The 20,353-nt window shown below is 37.1% G+C and carries 20 protein-coding genes; 12 read left to right on the top strand and 8 right to left on the bottom strand.

Annotation, left to right across the window (positions count from 1 at the left end):
* Positions 1 to 6 precede the first annotated feature (6 nt).
* The 3 genes from OL225_RS16185 to OL225_RS16175 form a co-directional block, all read right to left on the bottom strand.
* Entirely contained in the window at positions 7 to 2,529 is a 2,523-nt protein-coding gene (locus tag OL225_RS16185) for a beta strand repeat-containing protein (RefSeq protein ID WP_047376106.1), read from the bottom strand.
* 6 nt (positions 2,530 to 2,535) lie between these two features.
* On the bottom strand, positions 2,536 to 3,009 hold the full coding sequence (locus tag OL225_RS16180) for a T9SS type A sorting domain-containing protein (protein WP_047376109.1): 474 nt from the start codon (positions 3,007 to 3,009) through the stop codon (positions 2,536 to 2,538).
* 160 nt (positions 3,010 to 3,169) lie between these two features.
* The gene (locus OL225_RS16175; protein ID WP_264518918.1) at positions 3,170 to 3,877 is read right to left on the bottom strand and encodes a LytR/AlgR family response regulator transcription factor; all 708 of its coding nucleotides are present in this window, start codon (positions 3,875 to 3,877) and stop codon (positions 3,170 to 3,172) included.
* Positions 3,878 to 4,070: 193 nt separating this feature from the next.
* Here OL225_RS16175 and hflX point away from each other — a divergent pair, with 193 nt between their 5' ends.
* The 9 genes from hflX (at position 4,071) to OL225_RS16130 (ending at position 13,554) form a co-directional block, all read left to right on the top strand.
* Positions 4,071 to 5,297, top strand: a complete 1,227-nt coding sequence (hflX, locus tag OL225_RS16170) for a GTPase HflX (RefSeq protein ID WP_264518917.1) — start codon at positions 4,071 to 4,073, stop codon at positions 5,295 to 5,297.
* Positions 5,297 to 5,932, top strand: coding sequence for a DUF4919 domain-containing protein (locus OL225_RS16165; protein WP_264518916.1), 636 nt, complete (start codon positions 5,297 to 5,299; stop codon positions 5,930 to 5,932). The genes hflX and OL225_RS16165 overlap by 1 nt, the downstream gene beginning before the upstream one ends.
* 21 nt (positions 5,933 to 5,953) lie before the next feature.
* On the top strand, positions 5,954 to 7,240 hold the full coding sequence (locus OL225_RS16160) for a cation:proton antiporter (protein WP_047376118.1): 1,287 nt from the start codon (positions 5,954 to 5,956) through the stop codon (positions 7,238 to 7,240).
* Positions 7,241 to 7,253: 13 nt separating this feature from the next.
* Complete coding sequence (locus tag OL225_RS16155) at positions 7,254 to 7,970, top strand: DNA alkylation repair protein (RefSeq protein ID WP_264518915.1); 717 nt, start codon at positions 7,254 to 7,256, stop codon at positions 7,968 to 7,970.
* 133 nt (positions 7,971 to 8,103) lie between these two features.
* Complete coding sequence (locus tag OL225_RS16150; protein ID WP_264518914.1) at positions 8,104 to 8,772, top strand: hypothetical protein; 669 nt, start codon at positions 8,104 to 8,106, stop codon at positions 8,770 to 8,772.
* Positions 8,773 to 8,789: 17 nt separating this feature from the next.
* Positions 8,790 to 10,811 (top strand): hypothetical protein, encoded by a 2,022-nt coding sequence (locus OL225_RS16145; RefSeq protein WP_264518913.1) that lies wholly within the window; start codon positions 8,790 to 8,792, stop codon positions 10,809 to 10,811.
* Positions 10,812 to 12,050: a hypothetical protein gene (locus tag OL225_RS16140; RefSeq protein ID WP_264518912.1), complete on the top strand. Its 1,239-nt coding sequence runs from the start codon at positions 10,812 to 10,814 to the stop codon at positions 12,048 to 12,050.
* Positions 12,051 to 12,079: 29 nt separating this feature from the next.
* The gene (locus OL225_RS16135) at positions 12,080 to 12,418 is read left to right on the top strand and encodes a DUF6122 family protein (protein WP_264518911.1); all 339 of its coding nucleotides are present in this window, start codon (positions 12,080 to 12,082) and stop codon (positions 12,416 to 12,418) included.
* Positions 12,419 to 12,483: 65 nt separating this feature from the next.
* Positions 12,484 to 13,554, top strand: coding sequence for a calcium:proton antiporter (locus tag OL225_RS16130; protein WP_264518910.1), 1,071 nt, complete (start codon positions 12,484 to 12,486; stop codon positions 13,552 to 13,554).
* 73 nt (positions 13,555 to 13,627) lie between these two features.
* Here the strand turns inward: OL225_RS16130 and OL225_RS16125 are convergent, their stop codons facing one another.
* Positions 13,628 to 14,008, bottom strand: a complete 381-nt coding sequence (locus OL225_RS16125) for a group III truncated hemoglobin (RefSeq protein WP_047376134.1) — start codon at positions 14,006 to 14,008, stop codon at positions 13,628 to 13,630.
* Positions 14,009 to 14,172: 164 nt separating this feature from the next.
* On the opposite strand from OL225_RS16125, the gene OL225_RS16120 reads away from it, so the two are divergent.
* The 3 genes from OL225_RS16120 (at position 14,173) to OL225_RS16110 (ending at position 16,166) form a co-directional block, all read left to right on the top strand.
* The gene (locus OL225_RS16120) at positions 14,173 to 15,144 is read left to right on the top strand and encodes an ion channel (protein ID WP_047376139.1); all 972 of its coding nucleotides are present in this window, start codon (positions 14,173 to 14,175) and stop codon (positions 15,142 to 15,144) included.
* Positions 15,145 to 15,633, top strand: coding sequence for a YkgJ family cysteine cluster protein (locus OL225_RS16115; RefSeq protein WP_047376141.1), 489 nt, complete (start codon positions 15,145 to 15,147; stop codon positions 15,631 to 15,633).
* 230 nt (positions 15,634 to 15,863) lie between these two features.
* A complete protein-coding gene (locus tag OL225_RS16110; protein WP_264518909.1) occupies positions 15,864 to 16,166 on the top strand; it encodes a hypothetical protein in 303 nt (100 codons plus the stop codon).
* 44 nt (positions 16,167 to 16,210) lie between these two features.
* On the opposite strand, the gene OL225_RS16105 is transcribed toward OL225_RS16110, so the two are convergent.
* From OL225_RS16105 to OL225_RS16090, 4 genes are all read right to left on the bottom strand, one after another.
* Positions 16,211 to 16,579: an iron chaperone gene (locus tag OL225_RS16105; RefSeq protein ID WP_047376146.1), complete on the bottom strand. Its 369-nt coding sequence runs from the start codon at positions 16,577 to 16,579 to the stop codon at positions 16,211 to 16,213.
* Positions 16,580 to 16,708: 129 nt separating this feature from the next.
* Complete coding sequence (gene gdhA, locus OL225_RS16100; protein WP_047376148.1) at positions 16,709 to 18,067, bottom strand: NADP-specific glutamate dehydrogenase; 1,359 nt, start codon at positions 18,065 to 18,067, stop codon at positions 16,709 to 16,711.
* A gap of 190 nt (positions 18,068 to 18,257) precedes the next feature.
* Entirely contained in the window at positions 18,258 to 19,367 is a 1,110-nt protein-coding gene (gene dprA, locus OL225_RS16095; protein ID WP_264518908.1) for a DNA-processing protein DprA, read from the bottom strand.
* Between the two features lie 34 nt (positions 19,368 to 19,401).
* Positions 19,402 to 20,169: a rhomboid family intramembrane serine protease gene (locus tag OL225_RS16090; protein ID WP_047376152.1), complete on the bottom strand. Its 768-nt coding sequence runs from the start codon at positions 20,167 to 20,169 to the stop codon at positions 19,402 to 19,404.
* Positions 20,170 to 20,353: the final 184 nt, after the last annotated feature.

Genomic DNA, 20,353 nt, shown 5'->3' with positions numbered 1-20,353 from the left:
GACGGTTTATTTTATGTTGACTAATACTTGAATTTTTCCAGTCTCTTTTTGGTCATAATCCTGAAGTGCTTTTCCGATTACCTGTCCAATTTTTACCTTTTTGATATTGGCTTTCATGGCAACACCTGCTTTAGATGAAGTTACCAGAAGATCTCCTCTTTTTATTTTTCCATTCTCAAGACATACTTTGGTTGGAATAACACCAATGACACCCATTGGCGCTTTATTGGAAATATCAGTATCAATATGTTCCTCTGTGAGGAGTACACCAGGTTTTGTAGCATACACTCCCGCAACAAGAGTTGAATAAGGCGTTGAAGATTTTTCAACTGTTCTATCTGCTTTGGTTGAGATGACAAGAATATCACCAGGCTCATATTCAGAAATGCTTCCGTTTACATCAAACACTTCTGCAACGTCAGCACCGCTGTTCTGTGTACCTCCGTTAAAAAATCCACGTCCGGCAGAATTGATTCTGGCCACATTCACTGTACCCGGATTTCCGGATTTAAATAAAGCAATAGATCCGTTGCTGTGGGTTTCTACTGTAAGAGGTGGGTTGGTATTGCCGGTATTGTAATTTACAAATCTAGCGGCACGTCCTTGTCCGAAATTAGGAACCCATGCGTAGATAGCATTTCCTGTTCCGTCTGCAGTAGTTTCTACGCCGTCCCCAGTGTTTGATGCATTAGCTGTTATACCGTTACCATTACCATCTGCAATAGCAATCAGTGCAGGACCATTTCCGGAAGGATTACTGGCGTGGAATAATCCGGCAAATCCTCCTGTCCCTGAGGATATCCCATAAATACCCGCGGTGCCGAAATTGGCAAACTGAGAGTTAACCTCACCTCTCACCGCTGCTGAAGTCCCGGTCACTTTATCTACTTTAAAATTTCCTGCAATACCATTTCCTACAGTAGTTACAGTGATAACATCGCTGGTGTTGGATTCGTTAAAAATATTAAATCTTCCGGCGCGTCCAGTAGAAAAAGAAGGAACCCATGCATAGAGTGCATTTCCAGCTCCGTCAATATTGGTTTCAACACCGTTTCCGTCTTTTCCTGCATTGGCTGTGATCGCATTTCCGTTACCATCAGTCAGAGCAATCAATGAGGCTCCGTTTCCTGCAGGATTTGATGCATAAAATAAACCTGCACGCCCTCCTGTTCCTGAAGAAATTCCATAAATAGCGGCTGCGCCAAAATTCCCGAAAATAGTGTTTACTTCCCCTCTTACTGCAGCAGCAACACTATTGGTGTTGTCAACAATAAAAGAAGCGGCATTTCCCTGTGTATCATCAGGGATATTTCCATTTCCATTGGTTTCTACCTCAAAGGTATTTCCCGTGGTATTTGTTTGGTTAAAATTTTCAAATCTTCCGGCACGTCCAGTACTGTTATTTAAACCTACCTGTCCGTAAACACCGATACCGGTTCCGGATGTATTGGTAGCCACAAATCCTCTTACTCCATATCCACCTCCATCATTACGACCTACAACAGCTCCGGCAATATCACTGGTTGTTCTACCCACCACCGCTTCACCAGCTCCTGTATTGTCTCCTATAACCCCTGCGGAAGATTGGGAAGAAGTGATGCCATGAACTCCAAAGCCTCCAGCTGTGGAACTGAGTATCCCAGCGCCAGTACCTGTACTTGAAACGTTAATGACGGTACCGTTGCCTACAGTAGATGCTGTAAGAACACTATTGGCATTTGCATTATTGGTGATAGAAATATTAGCGGCAATACCATTGGTACTGGTTGCGTTTAAACCCGTTCCTGTATTACTGTTTGCATAAACACCATATCCGTTTCCGCTGGCATTTCCGTACACTCCTAAACCGTTTGGAGTAACACCATATACTCCCCAGCCACTTCCTGCCTGGCTTCCCCAGACTCCGATTCCCAGCCCGCCGGTTCCGTTATTGACACCGCGTACTGCTGAAGAAAACCCGCCTGGAGCAGTATTGCTTACAATTCCTCTTACGGAAGCGATACTTGATGTTGTTGTACTATTAATTCCTTCCACTGAAGTTCCATCACCATCATTGGTTAATGAAAATAAAGTTGAGGCATTATTGACTGTATTAGTATAGGGAATTGTAAAGCTTCCGCCTCCGCTACCTGCAGATTTGGCATACATAGCATAAGGAACACTTAGGAGCTGGCTCGTTCCTACTATAGTATAGCTGGTTCCTCCGGCAGGGTCAGTTTCTGTTTTTAAATAATAGCTTCCTGTAGGCCAGTCGATGGTGGCAAATGTTCCTGTAAGTACAGTTCCTGTTCCTATTTCAAGGCTGACAAGCCCGTTGGCATTGGTATTTCCGGTGAGCCTTTCTGAATAGACTGCGGCGCCGGCAGGAGATCCCTGTAATATGCTTACTCTCACGGCTATAGCTTGATTGATTAAGAGTTGTCCGGAGCCATTTCTCATGACAGCCTGGTAGCTCATTTTTTCCGGAGCCTGAGAAAGTCCCATAAAGAAACCGGTCAGGATCCAAAACAGTAATAATATTTTTTTCATGGCATTTTATTTTTTGATGATTTTGAATGTTTTAATATTTTCTCCGTTTTGAGTAATCCTGATGATATACATAGCAGAAGGAAGTGAGGAGAAATTAAGCTCAGATTTTGATTGTGAAATCTTATCTTTTTTTACCAGCTTACCTTGGGCATCAAATAACTGATACTCTGATCCTTTAAAATTATTTGAGGTAAAATCTAAATACAAATAATCTCTGAAAGGATTAGGGTATAGCAAAATGCCTGTGAGTTCAGAAGAAGTTTCAAGGGAAGTAAGAGTGATAATTTCGTAAGGCTGTTGAACACCTTCGAGAACCTGTCCTGTTCCTTTTTCGAGGTAGGTCGTTTGGCCTACACTGTAAGAAACAAAACCATTAGCTGCTGAAGCATCCAGTCCGGTTGCCAAAACTGCAGATTGTGCGTGCAGTATGGGGACGGAAAAGACAGACAGAATAATACAATAAATAGATATTCTTTCCATGGATAACAGTTTTGGTGATTAATAGATGTGTTTTTCTTGGGGAATTTGGGAAGACTAAATTACCACCTATCTCAATCAAATAACAGGAAAATAGACCAACGGCAGAAATAATCGACCAATGGCATTTTGTGAATTATTGTTGAATGTTTTTCGGGATTTTTTAAGGATTGAAAAAAGAAAGATTATCCTTGTAAGTTCTGCCGATAGGAAGTTTGATGTGATGTGCAAGTTCTATCTCATGACAGCTTTTTCCACGGATAAGGTGGCGTGGAACAGCATAACTTCTGTGTATTCTGACAAAAGAGTCAAAGATTTTTTTTTGCAGAAGATTTCCCAGAGAATTTAAAATACAGTGATTTTTTTCAAGAGTGATAATTCTGGTGTAATCTTTCAGAGCTTCCAGATACAGAATATCTTTCATATTAATCTGAAAAACCTGCCCTCCTTCTTTTATTTTGATGCAGTTTTCTCCTACCATTGCATCATAGCATTCACATTTTTCTTTCACTTCAAAAAAATCAAAAAGCTTCTCCATAGAGTAATGAAAGCGTTCTGCAGTAAGGGGTTTTGTGATAAAATCTAAAGTACTGATCTCAAAAGCCCCGGCAGCCAGCTCAGGATGGGAACTTACAAAAATACAGGCAGGTATTTTATGGGCCAGTCTCCGGAATTCAAGTCCGCTCATGCCCTGCAAATTAGTCTCAATAATCAGGAGATCGGCGGGAACGTCAAGGTAGGGTATTGCCTTTTCAGCAGAGTCAAAAGAGGCAACAATTTCAATGTTTTGATATTGTTTGATATAATGCTGAAGAACCAGTCTGTCCAGTTCATCATCATCAATAATCATACATCTGATATGGGTAATCATGATATTCCGGAGATTAGTTTTTAAGTTAAATATTTAAAAATCAGAAATTTATTACATAAAGTTATTGATTTTTTATAAACCTTTCATCAGTAAACTTAAATTTATATTAAAATATGTTATTAAATAAAAATTGATTTTGTTTTTTTTCTGAAAAATATTAACTTGTAAAAATCATAAACATAGACAGAACTTAATGTTAGAAAAGAAAGAACATAACTATGAGAAAGCAGTCTTAGTGGGTGTTATTACTCAAAATCAAGACGAAGAAAAACTGACAGAGTATTTAGATGAACTTGAGTTTTTAGCTTTCACAGCCGGAGCAACCGTACAAAAGCGTTTTACCCAAAAACTGACTCAGCCGGATTCCAAAACCTTTATAGGAAGTGGAAAAGCAATTGAGATAAAAGAATATGTAAAAGAAAACGAGATCGGAACTGTAATTTTCGATGATGAACTTTCACCTTCACAGCTTAAAAATCTGGAAAGAGAGATGGAGGTTAAGATTTTGGACCGTACCAATCTTATTCTTGATATTTTTGCCCAAAGGGCTCAGACTTCTTATGCAAGAACCCAGGTAGAACTGGCACAATATCAATATCTTTTGCCACGATTGACGAGAATGTGGACTCACCTTGAGCGTCAGAAAGGGGGAATTGGAATGAGAGGTCCCGGAGAAACGGAAATTGAAACTGACCGTCGTATTATCCGTGACAGAATTACATTGCTGAAAGAAAAACTGAAGACGATTGACAAGCAGATGGCGACCCAGCGTAATAACCGTGGAAAAGTAGTGCGTGCAGCTTTGGTAGGATATACCAACGTTGGAAAATCTACTTTGATGAATTCTATTTCAAAATCTGAGGTTTTTGCAGAAAATAAACTATTTGCTACTCTGGATACCACAGTAAGAAAAGTGGTGATCGGAAACTTACCATTTCTGCTTACGGATACAGTAGGGTTTATCAGAAAATTACCTACTCAGCTGGTAGAATCATTCAAGTCTACTCTGGATGAGGTTCGTGAAGCTGATCTTTTGATTCATGTAGTGGATATTTCGCACGAAAGTTTTGAAGATCACATAGAATCTGTAAACCATATTTTGATGGAAATCAATGCCCATCAGAAACCAATGATTATGATCTTCAATAAGATTGACGATTTCAGTTATGAGAAAAAGGACGAAGATGATCTTACCCCTTCAACCCGTAAAAATATCTCTCTGGAAGAATGGAAGAAAACATGGATGGGGAAATCAAAATATCCAACGGTTTTCATTTCTGCTTTAACGAAGGAAAACTTCCCGGAAATGAAGAAAATGATTTACGATGAGGTAATGAAGATTCATATTTCCAGATTTCCATACAATGATTTCCTTTTTGAATATTTCGATAACGACGAGGAAGAAGAAATCAATAATTAATGAAGTATCACTTTTTCCTTTTATTCATCATGTTTTCAGTTTTTGGCTTCAGCCAGAAATCAAAACTTGATTTAAAAGTTATTGAGAAAAGTCTCAAAAATTCTGATTCTCCTTACAATTATGAGAAGCTTATTTTTAAATATAAAGGATATCCGAAGTCTTTGGACAGTATAGAGTCGCAATATCTTTACTATGGAAGAAATTTCATAAAAGATAAAGTAAATACGTCAGATGATAGCTTTAAAAGTCTTGCTGAAGCCTTTAAGCAAAACAATTTTGCAGACTGTATCAGGCAGGGAAAAGCTTTGTATTATAAAGACCTTACGAATCTGGATATTTTGCTGATCCTTCTCAGAGCATATGATTCTGTGAAGGACGGCAGCAACTTTATGCATCATCTGAATCAATTTCGTTCACTTACTGAAGGAATAAAACTTTCAGGAGACGGGAAATCTGAAAAAACCGCCTATATCGTCAATTCCGTAGGAGATGAATACATTCTGCTAAACATTCTGAATATAGGACAGGACTATACGAGAAGCTCAAAACCTGCTAAGGATGGCATGTTTGATGTTTGGGAAAAAGAGGGGCAGCAGCTCTATATTAAAATACTCTATTTGGAACTCACCAATTAATCATAAAATAAGAAACACTTAGTGGAATTATATTATTCATTTTCAGCATTAATCGTATTAGCATCAATATTTGCCTATCTCAATTACAGGTTTTTAAAACTTCCAAGCACCATCGGAATTATGGTGATTGCCATTGTGGTGTCTATTTTTCTGGTAATGTTTGGAGAAACAGTGCTTCCGAGAACTTTCGGACATCTTCACAATCTAATGAACGGTATTGATTTTACCGAGGTTTTGATGGGAGCTATGCTTAATTTTCTGCTCTTTGCAGGAGGAATTCATATTAATATTAATGATCTGAAAGAACAGTTCAGGCCTGTAGTAATATTTTCCACAGTAGGCGTTGTGATTTCTACTTTTGTGGTAGGATTCGGAATGTTTTATCTGCTTCCTTATGTGGGCGTTAAGCTTCCTTTTATCTACTGTCTTGTTTTTGGTGCCCTGATTTCACCTACTGATCCGGTAGCGGTTCTGAGTGTACTGAAACAGGCAAATGTATCAAAATCACTTGAAACAAAAGTGGCCGGAGAATCTCTGTTCAATGACGGTATGGCGGTTGTGGTCTTTACAGTGATTTTACAGCTGGCAGTCGGGAAAGAAGTGGATCTGAGTGTTGAAACCATCGGATTGCTTTTGCTTAAAGAAGCTGGAGGTGGTCTTTTACTTGGAGTTCTCCTTGGTTGGGTTACATCAAGATTGATGCGTGAAGTGGATGATTATATTATTTCCGTATTAGTAACGCTTTCTGTAGTGATGGGAGGTTATCTTATTGCAAGACAGATGCATATTTCAGGACCGTTGACAATGGTGGCAGCAGGATTATTTATGGGGAATTTCAACAGGAGTTTCAAAATGAAATCCGTTACTCAGGATTATCTGATTAAATTCTGGGAACTGATTGATGAAATTCTGAATGCTGTATTATTCCTGTTCATCGGATTTGAACTTTTAATGATTAAAGATCTCAGACACTTCATGATTCCTGGATTAGCTGCTATTGTGGTAGTTCTGTTTGCAAGATTTATTTCTATCTGGGGACCTACGAAATTTACCTCTTTGAGAAGAAGTTTCAGCCCGCAGACTGTAAAAGTTCTGGTTTGGGGAGGAATCAGAGGTGGAGTTTCCATTGCACTGGCGATGTCTATTCCTAAAAGTGAATACAGTGAGATTATTTTAAGTATTACCTATTGTGTAGTAGTATTCTCGATCATTGTTCAGGGGCTTACCATTGCCAAGGTGGCGAACCCTAATAAGATTGCAAAAGAAGAGGAAGAGCAGGAGAATACTGCCTTAGAAGAAAAAGCTTAAAAACGCTTGTAATATGAGCATTGTTAAAGAAATACAGGAAGCACTAGCCATTCTTTCCATTCCTGAAAAGGCAGAATTCTTTCCGAGATTTTTCAAAACAGGAAAAGGAGAATATGGGGAAGGCGATTTGTTTCTGGGAGTAAAAGTTCCGGATCAGCGCTCTGTTGCTAAAGAGTATTATTCGAAAATCAATTTGGAAGAACTCAGTATATTACTTTCTTCAAAATACCACGAACACAGGCTGACGGCTCTTTTTATGCTGATTTCAAAGTTTGAAAAAACAAAAGATAAAGCGGTAAAAGAAGAAGTGGCAGCTTTTTATCTTGACCATCTTCCTTATGTTAATAACTGGGATCTTGTAGATTCTACCTGTTATAAAATTCTTGGCAGGTATGCTTTTGAAAATCAGAAGGAAAGCCTTCTTAGGAAGCTTTCTGAATCTGAAGAAATGTGGCACAAAAGAGTGGCTGTTGTAGGGACGATGCATTATATAAAAAAGGGATCATTTGATCTTACTAAGGAATTCGTAACCAGAAACCTGAAGCACCCGCATGATCTGATGCATAAAGCCAATGGCTGGCTATTAAGGGAAATGGGAAATAAGAATGAAGGAGAATTAATCCGTTATCTGAATTTATATTACAATGAAATGCCCAGAACCTGCCTTCGGTATGCTATTGAAAAGCTGGACGAAGATCTTCGTCAGGACTATCTGAAAGGACGTGTTTAAAAAATAATATACGGAAATAGTACCGTGTTTTCCCCTAAAAAAGTACCGGGAAACAGCTATTTATGCCCAAAAAATCGGAGATTATAAGGTTTTAAGTCCAAAATTGAGTAATTTTGTGGCTTTAAACCCAATCATGAAAAATTTCCTCAGATTATTTCTTCTTTTTTTTCCTTTACTATTTCTTACAAGCTGTTTCGATATCCTTGATAAAGTGAATGTAAAGGCTGACGGAACAGGAGAATATACCATTATTCTTAACGCCAGTAAAAGCAAAACGAGGCTGGCATCCATCTCAAAAATGGAAACTATCAACGGGAAAAAAGTTCCGAAAAAGACCGAAATTGAAAATAAAATCAATGAAGCGGCAAAAATTTTCAAAGGAACTCCCGGAATAAGCAATGTGAAAACATCCATGGATTTTGATAATTACATCATTAAACTGAGCTGTAATTTTAAGAAAATTGAAAACATCAATGCCGGCCTGGAAAAACTGAAGGCTCAGAATATATTGGGTAAAATGGTTCCAACGCAGGTTTACAGCCAGAATCTTGAAAAAAAGACGCTGACAAGGAATAAAGTCAATACATTCAAAGCAGATTACGACAAGATGAGTAAAGCGGATAAGGAAGTTTTTAACAATGCGAGATATACTTCCATTATGCAGTTTGAAAGTACAGTGAAATCACAAACAAACAATACGTATGTGCTTTCTCCCAATAAAAAAGCGCTCAAACTGGAAGCTGATATTCTGGATCTGATCCTTCAGAAAAAACAAATACATAACACAATTCTTTTTCAATAAATTTCTAAACTATAGTCATGAAATCTATCTTATTAAAAACACAAAAAATCCTTTTTGTACTCTTTGGTTTTACACTGGTTTTTGCCCAAAATAGTATGAAAATCCCCACTGATGCTGTATTTTATATGGAAGTCAACGGGAAACAGCTTAACAACAAAATCAACTGGAATAAACTGAATCCTTTGCTGCACGAACTGAGCAAAAATAATAAAGAAAACCTTTCTTGGACAGATTATTCCAAAACCGGAATCAAATATGACGCTGTTCAGTACCATTATGCAAGCTTTAATGACTCCATTAAGGCATACAATACTCATTTTATCATTGATAATAAGGAGAAGTTTCAGGAATTCATCAATTCTGTTAAGAAAAAAGGACAGGAAGTTTCTAATAAAAAGAACTATTCTTACGTAGATATCAATGATGATATTTTTGTGGCCTGGAACGGAAGCCGCGCGGTTCTTAGGATGATAAGCTATACCAAACCTTACAAAGATCTTTGGTCAACAGAAGCCGTTGCGGACAGTACTGCCGTAGCTGTTGACAGCGTTTACGCAGAAGAAGGAGATACAGCTTATACTGATGAGCCGGAAAAGCCTTTTGATTACAAAGAAGAAATCAAAAACCTTAAGGATGATATTAAATATCTGAAGGAAAGCATCAAAGATAACAACAACGAGATTGCAAGAATCCAGAAAGACATCAAATACCTGCAGAAACATCATAAATATCCTGCAGAGAAGGAAAGTGCTGAGAACCCCGAAAACGGAGAGGAAATGCCTGATGATGCTTATGCTTACGATGAAGAAGAGGATAAAGCATACAAAAAAGAGCAGGACTCTATCCGCAGAGAAAACTTTAAGATCGTTAAAAAGAATGCTGAAGATCATTTTGACCAATATTTCAGCTCAAATCTGGAAATTGAAGTTCCTAAAGAAATGCTAACATTCAGAGACACTAATTCTGATGCTTTTGTCTATACAGACTATGGAAGAATAGTGAATGAAGGAATCTATGGTAAGATGACGAAGTTCTACAGCTATGGGCAGTTCTTTAAAAATATGTACAATTCCAACTATTCTTACAATCTGTATTTTGATAAAGATAAAGTAAGGCTTGTTAATAATTACCAGCACAAAAATGCTGACCTTCAAAAGAATATATCAGCTATTTATAAAGGAAAGAAGAATAAAAAACTGCTGGAATTAATCAATGAAAAAAGCGTTGGCTACTATGCAATGAATGTGAATGGAGCCAAATGTTTTGATTTGATGTACAGCCTGCTTCAGAATTCCGGAGAAAACGAGTATAAAAAGGAAATGGAGCTGGTCATGGAAACGATGAAAATTGTTCTGGATGAAGAAGCTATTACCAAAATTGCACCCGGAAACGGAATCTTTGTTTTAAATGAATTGAAATCCAAAACAGTAGAGTACACGGATTACGAATACGATGCTGATTTCAACGAAAAAGAAGTGAAGAAAACCAAAGAAATTGCTGTGCCTAATTTCACTTTTGCTTTTGCAACAGAGAATGAAGGCTACTGGAACCGTATTTTTGATTTACTGGCCACCAACAAGAAATTCTCTAAAAGGTTCTCTAAAAAAGGAAATCTGTACACCTTTAAGGAAGAGAAAGATGGAGGATATATAGATCAGCTGTTCTTCACAGTAAATGATGGTGTTGTTTATCTGATGAGTTCAGCGGACAATATTTTACCTGTAAATCAATCTGACATTTCCAGAAAATGGGCGAAAGATTCAGCTAAATATCCATTATCAGGAAGATTGGATATCCAAAAACTTTTAACAGGTTTAGACAAAGAATTTAAAAGTCCTAAAGAAAGAAAAGCACTGGATGCTGTCAGAAAAAATGTTGGTGAAATGTATTATAAAACAGAAGTGAAGGGAGAGAGTATCCAGACAGAAATGAATTATAATATTAAAGATTCTTCGGAAAACAGTTTAATGTATTTCTTTGATGTATTCGATCAGGTTTTTAAAACAAAAGAAACAGAAGAGAAACCACAAATTTTATAGATGAATAAAAAGAAGATTATTGTCCCGTTAATTGTATTGCTCGCTATTGCAGTATATTTTGTGGCCTTTCATAAGAATAAGAACCTCAAATATATTCCTGGAAATGCAGATGCAGTAGTTTTAATTGATGTCAAGAAACTAACGGGACAATATCTCTTCAGCCTGATAACACATCCTTCACATTGGTCCGGAAACAAAGCTAAAGGCAAGAATTCAGGTTCATTGAAAGAGGCGGGAATCAGAATTCCTGATTTTTTGCAGATCTTCCATCTTAAAGACACAAAGTTCTCCGAATGGTACAGTGTTTTAGAATTGAAAGACCCACAAAAATTGATCACTTTTTTAAAGAAACAAAATTTTGTAGAGAAAGGGAATAATCATTTTCAGAAGGATAATATTTTTATTATAATCAATGGAGACCATTGTGTTGCAGGGACTTCAGATCTGGCTTTTGAAAACATTCAGAAAAAGCTTCTCAAGACTTCTTCAAATCCGGTTTGGGATGCAGATCAGTTTATTCATTATACAGCTGCAAGCATTTCTTTCATTTCAGGAAAGAAAATTCAAAACTTTTCTATTGATTTAAATGATGATGAAATTGAAATAAAGAATAATTCAGGCTCTGAAATTTTTAATTCGATAACCTCCAAACTTCAGAAGGGAAATCACTTTCTTGATCTGGAATTAGACAAAGAAAACATCAGGAATTTTAGCCGTTTTTTCAATAAAAGTATTGCTGATTCTTCACAAGCTGTTTATCTGAAAGCAACGGCAGATCTTGAACAGGTCAATGATACGATTATCAGCTATGAATATGATGACAATTTCAATGAAGTTGAAAAAAAGACCTTTCAAAAAATAACCCAACCCAATTATACTATAGATATTAAAAGTGATGATCCTGAAAGAACATGGGAATATTTCCAGTCTAAAAAGTGGATCAATAACGAAAATCAATTCACAGCAATTCCTTTCCAGCCGAATCAAATCAGCCGAAATAACAACGGTGTTGCGATCAAATCAACCCGAAAACCAGTATCATTATCACCTCAGTTAAAAGAAAATTATATTTTCATCAGAAACACTGCTCTGCTGTATTCTTCTTTTAAAATGCTTGGTAACACTGAAAAAAGAATTATTTCAGATATAGATTATATACTTTACGGGAATAAATCACAGGATTATTGGATAAAAATAAAAGCAAAAAATGGAGAATTACCCTTAATTTTACGGTGGTAAGCATAGAAACCGAATAAAATTATCTATTAATGGCTCCATCAGACATCGCATTGCTAAAAACCTTTACCCATTATTTTTTGCATCTCGTTTTTCCGGTCTTTATTGCATTGATTTTTTACCGTAAAAACTGGAAGAAAGCTTATTTTATTCTCCTGGCTACCATGCTGGTAGATCTGGACCATCTTTTTGCCAATCCTATTTTTGATCCGTCGCGGGGAAGTATAGGTTTTCATTTTTTACATTCATATTATGCCATTGCGGTGTATTTTTTGCTGCTGTTTTTTAAAGGAGATATCAGAATTATAGGAATTGGACTTCTGTTTCATATGTTTACAGATTATCAGGACTTTAACTTCTGGCCGCATTAAAATATTATTAATATTTTCTTTTGATATTTAAAATTTCATAGATTTTTTGTATTTTGTAGTCACTTATGAGACCTAAAGAATTCTTACATTATACTTATGTTTTTCCTCTCCTTGCGGTAGGGTACTACTTTTCCGGACTGATGGGATCTGGGGTTCTTTATGATATTTTTGCAGGTGTTTTACTGATCGGAAGTGTATTATCAGCAGTACACCATGCCGAAGTAGTGGCTCATAAAGTAGGGGAGCCTTTCGGAACCATTATTCTGGCTCTTTGTATCACCATTATTGAAGTTGCGCTCATCATCTCGCTGATGGTGGCCGGCGGAGATCAGGCGATCACGCTGGCCAGGGATACGGTTTTTGCCGCTGTAATGCTTATTCTTAACGGAATTCTGGGAATATGTATTCTTGTAGGCGGTGTTAAATATCATGAGCAATTCTTCGCAAGAACCTCAGCAACTACTTATCTGGTAAGTATTGTTTCTATTCTTGTACTTACCCTTGTTCTTCCTAATTTTACTTCAAGTGTCAACGGACCTTTCTATAACGAAGCTCAGCTTATTTTTATATCCATCGCATGTCTTGTTATTTACGGAGTTTTCCTGATGGTACAGACTGTGCGCCACAGAAGCTATTTTATTGTTCCTGATGAACATCCGGAAGAACATTATATTCCTTCACTCACAAAAACGCTTATCAGCTTTGCTTTTCTTGTGGTTTGCCTTGTTATTGTTGTATTGATGGCAAAAGGATTATCAGACACGATAGAAGGGATGGTACAAAGCCTTGGTGCTCCAAAATCCCTTGTTGGGGTCATCATTGCAGCCGTAGTATTACTTCCGGAAGGGGTTGCGGCAATCAGAGCGGCAAGAGCCAATCAAATCCAATCCAGTTTGAATCTTGCATTGGGTTCTGCACTGGCTAGTATTGGATTGACTATTCCAGCGGTTTCCGTGGTATGCATCATGTACGATATTCCATTGGTTCTGGGCTTGGACAAAAAGGATATTATTTTGCTTTCTTTATCCGTATTTATCGTAATGCTTTCATTAAGCCGCGGAAAAACAAATGTCCTCTACGGAACTGTTCTATTGGTGAATCTGGCAGCTTATATCTTTACGGTAATTGTGCCTTAAAAGAGAAATTATTATTTGAAATAAATCTGGGATTTTGTACCTCGTACCCCGAAATCCCGCACCTCGAAACACATTACAATCTCCTCGCCAAATCCATCTTGAAAGCCATAAGCTTTGCTATGTTTTCAGACTTGTAGACTGCCATATCTGCATTTTCTCCTACGAAATTTTCTTCAATAGTAGTACGCCAAAGAAGCAGCCATCTGTCAAAATGCTTCTGTTCCATTGCCTGTATCTCATTAATCGGGAAATGAACGCCCATTGGATTTCCTTTATAAGACATCTGCCCGAAAAGAATAGATTCCCAGAAAGAATACATTTTAGGAAGATGTTTATCCCAATCTACTTTAGCAACATCATTAAAGAAAAATCCTATGGTTTCATCTTTAATGACCTTTGTATAAAATGAGTTGACAAGGTGCTCAATGTCCTCTCTTGACTCCAGTTTTTTCATACCTCAAATGTACTCCAAAATCAAATTAAAACTCAAATGAATCAATTGATAAAATTCATCAAAACAATATTTTATCTTTGCACCAGAAACGGTAAGAAAGAAGATAAGCAAATCCCTCAATTTGCTGTTGTAATTTAAGCTGTTCAAAAATAAATGCTATAAAAATGACAAGAGGATTCAGAAAAAAGATCCGTCAGAAAAATGCGGAGAACAGTGGCTTCGGGACTAATGCATCCGGAAGATTTATCAATAAAGACGGTCTTCCGAATGTTCAGAGAAGAGGAGTGAATGTCTTCAACAGGCTAAGCTGGTATCATACCATGCTGAATCTTTCTTCATTTCGCTTTATTTCTTACTTAGTCATAGCTTATATTCTCATCAATCTTCTTTTTGCAATGATCTATTACCTGATAGGTGTTGAGCACCTGACCGGAATTGATAAAAGTGATCCGTTGAACGAATTTATCGACGTCTTTTTCTTCAGTTCCCAGACCTTCACAACAGTTGGATATGGAAGAATTGCTCCGGTGGGATTTTTGGCCAGCCTTGTGGCTACTTTTGAAGCTTTTTTGGGATTGCTTACCTTTGCCATAGCAACAGGACTTTTTTACGGAAGATTTTCAAGACCGAGAGCATACCTCAGATTTTCTGATATAGCAGTTATTGCTCCTTTTCAGGACTCTCCAGCATTGATGTTCAGGCTTGCCCCTTATAAAAATAATGCACTGACAGATGCTGACGTGATTCTTTCGGCGGCTATTGAAGTCATAGAAAATGGAATTGCCAAAAGTAATTTTTACAGACTGGACACCCAAATGAGCAAAATTAATACGTTGGCACTCAACTGGACCGTGGTGCATAAAATTGATGAAAACTCTCCATTTTATGGCTTTTCCGAAGATGATTTTAAAAATACGGATATCGAGCTTATTGTACAGGTACGGGCATTTGATGAAGTATTTTCAAACACTGTAGTTCAGCGGTCCTCCTATACTACCAGAGAAATTGTATACGGAGCTAAATTTGTTCCGATGTATTATCCAAGCAAAGAAAACCTTACGACAGTCCTGGATCTCGATAAAATCAATGAGTATAAGAAAGAAGAGATTCCAGATTTTGTAAGAAATAATGAATAAATGAATTTAGATTTTTATAAAAAACAAGCAATACAAAAGCAGAAAGAGCATAAGAAATTTCTGGACGGATTAAAGAAAAAACCGCCCAAAAACCTTGATTATATTGTGCAGGAAACCCATGATGAAGTTTTCTCTGAAATAGACTGCTTGCAATGTGCCAATTGCTGTAAAACAACCGGCCCTTTGTACACGGAAAAGGATATTGAGCGTATTGCCAAGCATCTTCGTATGAAGCCTGCAGACTTTGAGGCCAAATTTTTAAGGATAGATGAAGATAATGATAAGGTACTGCAGCATCTTCCATGCTTTTTCCTGAACAGTGATAATACCTGTTCTATCTATGAAGTAAGACCTAAGGCCTGCCGTGAATACCCTCACACAGACCGGAAGAAGATTTATCAGATTAATAACCTGATGCTGAAAAATACAGTGATCTGTCCGGCCGCTTTTGAATTCGTGGAAAAAATGATGAAGAATGTAGCAAAGTAGTTTTGTAGGCAGGAAGTGAGAAGATGGAGCGTGAAGCTGTTACACAAAAAAATGATGGCTCAACTGAGATTAACTTCTAGCTTCAAGCTTCGGTCCTTCAGTCCAATTCGTTAGAATTATTTTTTACTAATTCCTCTTAAATAATTATAAAGTACGTTAAATAAGCTTATTACACATAATTTTATAAATGATGCTTCGTTTAAGTTAAACAATCATTTAAATATTACATTATGAAAAAGTTATTTTTAACGGCAGCGTTTACATTAGTCGGAGTAATCGCAGTATCAGCACAATCAACACCACAAAAGCCGGCGGATACTTCTACTAATAATCCAACGACAACTCAAACCCAACAACCGAATACACAGACTACAAGTCCTTCGGATCCAAAAACTCAACAGGAAAAAACCCCTGCAACTACAATGGAAACATCTCCTGCAACTGACCCAACGGTAAGTACAACACCTACAGATGCAACGAAGCCAGCAGATGCACCTAAAGAGGAAAAGAAAGACAAAAAGAAGAAAAAGTAAAAGTACTTTAGCAAACACTAGTCGGAATCCTGAAATCTCGTATTTCAGGATTTTTTTTGGTCAATTTTTCCTACTTTAAACCGGAGAATCTTATTGACTAAATCCAGCGGGAGATCACCGGAAATCGGAAACTGTACAGCTCCCTTGGAAAATGTATATTTTCTTTGCTCAAAATCTGTTTCAAAATTACTGATCCCTTCAGCTCCGGGATAAAAACCAATGTGTTTTTTATATCCGGCAAAATATACCAAAGGTTTTCCTTTATACCTGAAAGCAGGCATCTGATATCCAATATATTCTTCCAGATCCGGAATCTGTGAATGGATGGCTTGTCTAAGTTCAAGCAGTTTTTCCTGCACTTCCATCGGGAATAGAAGGATATATTCATCAATATTTTTAAAAGTGTTTTTCATGATATAAAAATAAAAAAAGCGCTGCATATAGCAGCGCTTTCTCCTTTCACTTTTTACTTTTTTCCCATTATCCCGGGAACAGGCTATATCAAAAAAGGTCGGGAATTTTTCCCAACCTTTGTTTTTCTGTTACACAACTCCTTGAGCCAACATTGCTTCTGCTACCTTTACGAAGCCGGCAATATTTGCACCTTTTACGTAGTTTACATAACCGTCTTCGTCTTTTCCGTAGTCTCTACAAGCTTTGTGGATACCAATCATGATTTCCTTTAATCTTGCATCAACCTCTTCAGAAGTCCAGTTAAGACGGATAGAGTTCTGAGTCATTTCTAATCCTGATGTAGCAACACCTCCAGCGTTGGAAGCTTTACCAGGAGAGAATAATACTTTATTATCTAAGAAATAGTTGATGGCGTCTAGTGTAGAAGGCATGTTAGCCGCTTCCGTTACACAAACACATCCGTTTTCAACTAGTTTTCTTGCATCATCTAAATCTAATTCGTTTTGAGTTGCAGAAGGGAACGCTACATCACATTTCACATCCCAAGGACGTTTTCCAGCATGGAATTCAGCAGAAGGATATTTTTTAGCATAATCTTCAGCTCTGTTGTTTCCTGAAGATCTAAGCTCTAATAAATAATCGATCTTTTCTCCGCTGATACCATCTTTGTCATAAATGTATCCATCTGGTCCAGAGATTGTTACTACTTTAGCGCCAAGTTCAGTTGCTTTTTTGATAACTCCCCAAGCTACGTTTCCGAAACCTGATACCGTTACTGTTTTCCCTTGGAAATCCTGTCCGATAGTCTTAAGCATTTGCTCAGCGAAGTATACTACGCCGTATCCTGTAGCTTCAGGACGGATTAATGAACCTCCATAGGCAAGACCTTTTCCTGTAAGAACTCCGGTAAATTCGTTTCTGATTTTCTTGTACTGTCCGAATAAATATCCGATTTCTCTTGCTCCTACACCGATATCTCCCGCAGGTACGTCTGTTTCAGGACCAATGTGCTTGCACAGTTCTGTCATGAAAGCCTGGCAGAAACGCATTACTTCCATATCAGATTTTCCTTGTGGATCGAAATCTGAACCTCCTTTACCACCTCCCATTGGAAGAGTTGTTAAAGAGTTTTTGAATACTTGTTCGAAAGCTAAGAACTTAAGAACTGATAAGTTTACAGTAGGATGGAAACGAATCCCTCCTTTGTATGGTCCAATAGCAGAGTTCATTTGAATTCTGAAACCTCTGTTAACCTGAATCTCTCCTTTGTCATCAACCCATGGAACTCTGAAAATAATAATTCTTTCAGCTTCAGCCATTCTTTCAAGCAGCTTCATTCCGGTATATTCTTTTTTAGTAGCAATGAATGGAATTACTGTTACGGCAACTTCTTTTACAGCCTGTAAGAATTCCGGTTCGTTAGGATTTTTTGCTTCAATTTTTGCAATAAACTCTTGGATTTTCTGGTCAATATTATATTGTTCCATATATTAAGGTTGAATATTATTGTCAACAAATTTAATTTTTTTTTCAAGATTCACAACACTGTATTTCAACATTGTTAAAAATTAAATAATAATGTTTCGTAATATTATTAAATTGATAATTTGTGTTCAAATTTTATTAAAAATGAAATGTTATGTGTGAAATAATGCAATATTAAGAAATCATTAAATCTTAAATTGCGATGAATTGCCTCCCGGAAAATGATTTTACTTTCCCTAAAAGTTCCAATTCCAAAATTATTGGTAAGATTTTGTGGGTGGGAATATTAATTTTCTGCGCCAGATCATCCAGAGAAATCTGAGGTTGATCTTTAATAGATTGATATATTAAATATTGATTATCAGATAATTGCATCAATGTCTCGCTGTAAGGAAATAACTCTTCTATTTTTTCTTTAGGATCATTAAACCCTAGCATGTTTACAAGATCTTTTATGGTAGAAATGGCTGTCGCTTTATTATGGAAAATCAGCTGATTACATCCCTGGCTGCAGATGTCTGTAATTTTTCCCGGGAGGGCAAAGACGTCACGGTTATAATCATTGGCAAAAGCAGCAGTACTTACAGACCCTCCTCCAAAACCGGTTTCCACCACAATGGTTGCGGGAGACATTCCTGCTACAATTCTATTTCTCTGGATAAAGTTTTCACGGTCTGGTTTCCGGGAAGAACTAAACTCTGTGATTAATGCGCCTCCTTCCTCCAAAATTTTCTCTGAAAGTTTTCTGTTCTTTGATGGATATAAATATTGGAAACCATGTGCAAGAACCGCTACAGTAGATTTTCGGTGAAGAATAGACTGCTCATGAACCTCTTTGTCAACACCCAAAGCAAGTCCGCTTACTGATGTATATCTTGAAGATTGAGTTGTTTCAAAGAAGTCTTCAATAAATTTTTGGCCATAGCCCGTCATATTTCGGGTTCCTACAATACTTACTTTTGATTGTGTATCATCAATCTTTCCTTTCTGATAAAGAATAGCAGGGGCATCATTACATTCATTAAGCAGTAAAGGAGTTTCACTAAGATGCTTCAGCCTGATCCGGATATTATTTTTTTCGCAAAAATTTAATTCTTCTTCTGCGAATTCCAAATGAGACTTATTTCCAATATCTGAAACTGTTTTTTGTCCTATTCCTTCCAGTTTTTTGTACTCTTTCTTTGCTCTTTTCCATGCTTCCTGTGCACTCCCAAAAGTATGGACAAGTTTATGAAAATGAATATCACCTATCTGGCTGCATTCGCGGAGGGCGATTGCGTAAAAGTATTCTTCGGAAATCATGTGTGTTTTTTTTCAAATGTAATGAAATAAGTTTTTATCTTTTCCTTAATTCATCCAAATGATCCCAAATATCATCTCTTTTTTTATAGGGAAGCTCCATAAAATCTTCCGGATGATTTTCCTTGTATTCCTGCCACAGCTTATCATCCTTTTCACTATAATAATTAGGGAATTCCCAGATAAATTTTTTCTTTTTTTCTCCAACATTTTTAAAAGCAAATGCAATGACACTACCTACTACAGCACCGGAAAGATGGGCCTGCCATGAAATTTTACTGGGTTCCTGCATATTGTAGAACAGTTCTTCCGGAAGCATTCCCCAGACTAAACTTCCATAATACAGTACCACTAGCATTGAAATGGTAAGAAGCTTTGTATTCCATTTGAATACTCCACTGAAGAAAAGGAAGAAGGCAAGAACATAGACCACGCCACTGGCTCCGATTGTACAGGTGTACATATATTCGCCGGAAAAAATGTCGATGGGAGGAAGAAGCCATACCAAAAGCCCTGTTGCCAGCCAGCCGATAATAAAAACCTTGTTTGCAACTAAAGGGTAAAACTGATAGAGCAAAAACATAAGTGCCGCTATGGGAATAGAGTTTCCTATAATATGATCGATATTTCCATGCAAAAGAGGGGAGGTAACTATACCCAGCAGTCCTTCAGGTAAAAGCGGTATAATCGCTCCAAAACAGCTTTGAAAAAATCCCTGCATTTGTAAAAAATACCCGAACCACATTGCAGAAAGCATCAGCAAAGGGTATATAATCGCTCTTTTTGAAATTGCATTTTTAAACATGAGGATTTTACGTCAAATCAAAAGCCAATGATAAATTTCGGAAAATTTGGCGATGAATCAATTTCTATCCATCTGATTTTAAGACAAAAGGTGTCAAATTTATTTTCAGACTTATTATTTTGGCATTGATTTTATAGAGATATCTTATTGTTAGGCATTTAAACTTTAAAGAATCCTAATTCTT

Source organism: Chryseobacterium viscerum, assembly GCF_025949665.1.
Lineage (GTDB): Bacteria > Bacteroidota > Bacteroidia > Flavobacteriales > Weeksellaceae > Chryseobacterium > Chryseobacterium viscerum_A.
Note: the sequence above shows the minus strand (reverse complement) of the source record. Positions and strands in the feature narration are given on the sequence as shown.

Excerpts from the sequence above, each read along its gene's own strand:
- OL225_RS16155 (WP_264518915.1), top strand. The coding sequence starts at position 7,254 with ATGAGCATTGTTAAAGAAATACAGGAAGCACTAGCCATTCTTTCCATT.
- OL225_RS16105 (WP_047376146.1), bottom strand. The coding sequence starts at position 16,579 with ATGAAAAACACTTTTAAAAATATTGATGAATATATCCTTCTATTCCCG.
- OL225_RS16165 (WP_264518916.1), top strand. The coding sequence starts at position 5,297 with ATGAAGTATCACTTTTTCCTTTTATTCATCATGTTTTCAGTTTTTGGC.
- OL225_RS16110 (WP_264518909.1), top strand. The coding sequence starts at position 15,864 with ATGAAAAAGTTATTTTTAACGGCAGCGTTTACATTAGTCGGAGTAATC.
- OL225_RS16090 (WP_047376152.1), bottom strand. The coding sequence starts at position 20,169 with ATGTTTAAAAATGCAATTTCAAAAAGAGCGATTATATACCCTTTGCTG.
- hflX (WP_264518917.1), top strand. The coding sequence starts at position 4,071 with ATGTTAGAAAAGAAAGAACATAACTATGAGAAAGCAGTCTTAGTGGGT.
- OL225_RS16125 (WP_047376134.1), bottom strand. The coding sequence starts at position 14,008 with ATGAAAAAACTGGAGTCAAGAGAGGACATTGAGCACCTTGTCAACTCA.
- OL225_RS16175 (WP_264518918.1), bottom strand. The coding sequence starts at position 3,877 with ATGATTACCCATATCAGATGTATGATTATTGATGATGATGAACTGGAC.
- OL225_RS16135 (WP_264518911.1), top strand. The coding sequence starts at position 12,080 with ATGGCTCCATCAGACATCGCATTGCTAAAAACCTTTACCCATTATTTT.
- OL225_RS16120 (WP_047376139.1), top strand. The coding sequence starts at position 14,173 with ATGACAAGAGGATTCAGAAAAAAGATCCGTCAGAAAAATGCGGAGAAC.
- gdhA (WP_047376148.1), bottom strand. The coding sequence starts at position 18,067 with ATGGAACAATATAATATTGACCAGAAAATCCAAGAGTTTATTGCAAAA.
- OL225_RS16115 (WP_047376141.1), top strand. The coding sequence starts at position 15,145 with ATGAATTTAGATTTTTATAAAAAACAAGCAATACAAAAGCAGAAAGAG.
- OL225_RS16140 (WP_264518912.1), top strand. The coding sequence starts at position 10,812 with ATGAATAAAAAGAAGATTATTGTCCCGTTAATTGTATTGCTCGCTATT.
- OL225_RS16130 (WP_264518910.1), top strand. The coding sequence starts at position 12,484 with ATGAGACCTAAAGAATTCTTACATTATACTTATGTTTTTCCTCTCCTT.
- OL225_RS16180 (WP_047376109.1), bottom strand. The coding sequence starts at position 3,009 with ATGGAAAGAATATCTATTTATTGTATTATTCTGTCTGTCTTTTCCGTC.
- OL225_RS16150 (WP_264518914.1), top strand. The coding sequence starts at position 8,104 with ATGAAAAATTTCCTCAGATTATTTCTTCTTTTTTTTCCTTTACTATTT.
- dprA (WP_264518908.1), bottom strand. The coding sequence starts at position 19,367 with ATGATTTCCGAAGAATACTTTTACGCAATCGCCCTCCGCGAATGCAGC.
- OL225_RS16185 (WP_047376106.1), bottom strand. The coding sequence starts at position 2,529 with ATGAAAAAAATATTATTACTGTTTTGGATCCTGACCGGTTTCTTTATG.
- OL225_RS16145 (WP_264518913.1), top strand. The coding sequence starts at position 8,790 with ATGAAATCTATCTTATTAAAAACACAAAAAATCCTTTTTGTACTCTTT.